The following is a 2900-nucleotide window of genomic DNA, read 5'->3' on the forward strand; positions in this document are numbered from 1 at the left end:
GCACCGGTGCCGCGCACGCCCGTCGAAGCCGTCGGCCTAACCCCTGGCCACGCGCTCCTCGACGGCGCGCAGGGCCTCGTCCACCTTGGTGGCGTCGCTTCCGCCGCCCTGGGCGATGTCGGGCTTGCCGCCGCCACCGCCGCCGAGCGCGCGGGCCGCGATGCCCACCAGCTCGCCCGCCTTGATCCCGGCCTTCTGCGCGGCCTTGTTGGTCGCGATCACCACGACCGGGCGGTCCTTGGGCACGGCGGTCATCGCCACGACCGCGGGCTCGTCCTCGCCGAGGCGGCCGCGCACGTCCAGCACCAGCTTGCGCAGGTCGTCGCCGCTGGCTCCCTCCGGCGCGGGGGCGGCCACCACCAGCGCGGCGCCGTGACGGCGGGCGCCCTCCGCGATCGAACCGGCCGCCTGGAGCACCTGGGCCGCGCGCAGCTTCTCGATCTCCCGCTCGGCGGCGCGCAGCCGGGAGACCATGGAGTCGATGCGCTCGGGCAGTTCCTCGCGCGGGGTCTTGAGCTGCTCGGACAGCTGTCCGACCAGTGTCGACTCCTTGGACAGGCGTCGGAAGGCGTCCACGCCCACCGCAGCCTCCACGCGGCGCACGCCCGAGCCGATGGAGGACTCGCCGAGCAGCTTGACGATGCCCAGCCTCGCGGTGGAGGGCACGTGGGTTCCGCCGCACAGCTCGACGGAGTAGTCGCTCATCTCCACGACGCGTACGCGGTCGCCGTACTTCTCGCCGAACATGGCCATGGCGCCCGTCTTCAGCGCCTCGTCCAGGCTCTTCTCCTCGGTCTGGACCGGGATGTCGCCCGCCAGGACGGTGTTGACCTCCTCCTCGACCTCGGCCAGGCGCTCGCCGCCCAGCGCGCTGTCGGCGGTGAAGTCGAAGCGCAGCTGTCCGGGGCGGTTCTCCGAACCGGCCTGGCCCGCGGACGGGCCCAGCGCGTTGCGCAGCGCCGAGTGGATGAGGTGGGTCGCCGAGTGCGAGCGCTCGATGGCGTGGCGGCGGCCGGTGTCGATGCCCGCGTGCACGGTGTCGTCCAGGACCACCTCCCCGGAGCGGACGGTGCCGCGGTGCACGAACAGGCCGGGCAGCGGCTTCTGCACGTCCTCCACGTCCACCACGCCGCGGCCGTCCACGGTCAGCGTGCCGGTGTCGGCGAGCTGGCCGCCGCTCTCGGCGTAGAACGGGGTGCTGTCCAGGACGATCTCGACCTTGTCCCCCGCGCGGGCCGCGGGCGCCGAGACGCCGTCCACGACGATGCCCTTGACGCGCGACTCGCTCTCGGACTCGGTGTAGCCGAGGAAGTCGGTCTCCCCCGCGCCCTCCAGCATCCGCGCGTACAGGGAGATGTCGGCGTTGCCGAGCTTCTTGGACCTGGCGTCGGCCTTGGCGGTGTCCTTCTGGCGCTGCATGAGCTCGCGGAAGGAGGACTCGTCCACGGACAGGCCCTGCTCGGCCGCCATCTCCAGGGTGAGGTCGATGGGGAAGCCGTAGGTGTCGTGGAGCTGGAAGGCGTCCGTCCCGGAGAAGACGGTGCCGCCCCCGGCGCGCGTGCGCTCGGCGGCGCGGCCGAACAGCGCGGTGCCCGCCCGCAGGGTCTCGGCGAAGTTGCGCTCCTCGGTGTCGATCACACCGTGGATGACGTCGGCCCGGTCCAGCAGGTCGGGGTAGATGTCCTTCATCGCGTCGATGCTGACCTCGGTCAGCTCGTGCAGGAAGGCGGTCTCGGTGCCCGAGAGCAGGCGCAGGTTGCGGATGGAGCGGCGCAGGATGCGGCGCAGGACGTACCCGGCCTTCTCGTTGCCGGGCCGCACCCCGTCGCCGACGAGCATGACGGCGCTGCGCACGTGGTCGGCGACCACGCGGAGCATGACGTCCTGCTCCTGGTTGTCGCCGTAGCGGGTGCCGGTGAGCTCGGCGGCGCGGTGCAGGACGCGGCCGATGATGTCGGTCTCGTAGATGTTGTCGACGCCCTGCAGGACCGCGGCGAGGCGCTCCAGGCCCAGGCCGGTGTCGATGTTCTTCTTGGGCAGCTCCCCGAGGATGGGGTACTCCTTGCCGCTGCCCTCGCCCCGCTCGTACTGCATGAAGACGAGGTTCCAGATCTCGATGTAGCGGTCCTCGTCGGCCTCGGGGCCGCCGTCGACGCCGTACTCGGGACCGCGGTCGTAGAAGATCTCGGAGCAGGGGCCGCAGGGACCGGGCACGCCCATGTCCCAGTAGTTCTCCTCCTTGCCCATGCGCTGGATGCGCTCGGGCCGCACGCCCACCTTGTCGCGCCAGATCGCCTCGGCCTCGTCGTCGTCGAGGTAGACGGTGACCCACAGCCTCTCGGGGTCGATGCCGAAGCCGCCCTCCTCCACCGGCGTGGTGACCAGCTCCCAGGCCAGCGGGATCGCCCGCTCCTTGAAGTAGTCGCCGAAGGAGAAGTTGCCCAGCATCTGGAAGAACGTGGCGTGCCGGGAGGTCTTGCCGACCTCCTCGATGTCCTTGGTGCGGATGCACTTCTGCACGCTGGTGGCGGTGTCGTGGGGGGGCGTGCGCTGACCCAGGAAGTAGGGCTTGAACGGAACCATGCCTGCGGGCACCAGCAGCAGCGTGGGGTCCTCGGCGATGAGGCTTGCCGAGGGCACGACGGTGTGTCCGTTCTTCTCGAAGAAACTGAGGAAGCGGCGCGCGATCTCTGCCGTCTCCATTGATGCCCTCCTGCTGCTCGGCTCCGCCGCCCTGGGCGACGTGGCTGTCCCTGCCGGGACCGTGGTCACGCGTGGTCGGTAGGCGCCCATCGTAGAGGGAACCGTGATGCCAGCGCGCGTGGTTTGCGGGTGGCCGCCGGGGCCGTCCTGGTCAGGACAACGGCGGCGGCCTGGTTGTTCCCAGGCTATCGCCGCCG

The 2900-nt window shown here is 71.2% G+C and carries 1 protein-coding gene; it reads right to left on the reverse strand.

Features of this window, described 5'->3' with window-relative positions; genetic code table 11:
- Positions 1-36: 36 nt before the first annotated feature.
- Positions 37-2703 carry an alanine--tRNA ligase gene (alaS, locus tag DQW06_RS21915; protein WP_013154091.1) on the reverse strand — a complete coding sequence of 889 codons (2667 nt, stop codon included), beginning with the start codon at positions 2701-2703 and terminating at the stop codon, positions 37-39.
- Positions 2704-2900 lie beyond the last annotated feature (197 nt).

The sequence above is a fragment of the Nocardiopsis sp. TNDT3 genome (assembly GCF_003427465.1).
Classification (GTDB): Bacteria; Actinomycetota; Actinomycetes; order Streptosporangiales; family Streptosporangiaceae; genus Nocardiopsis; species Nocardiopsis dassonvillei.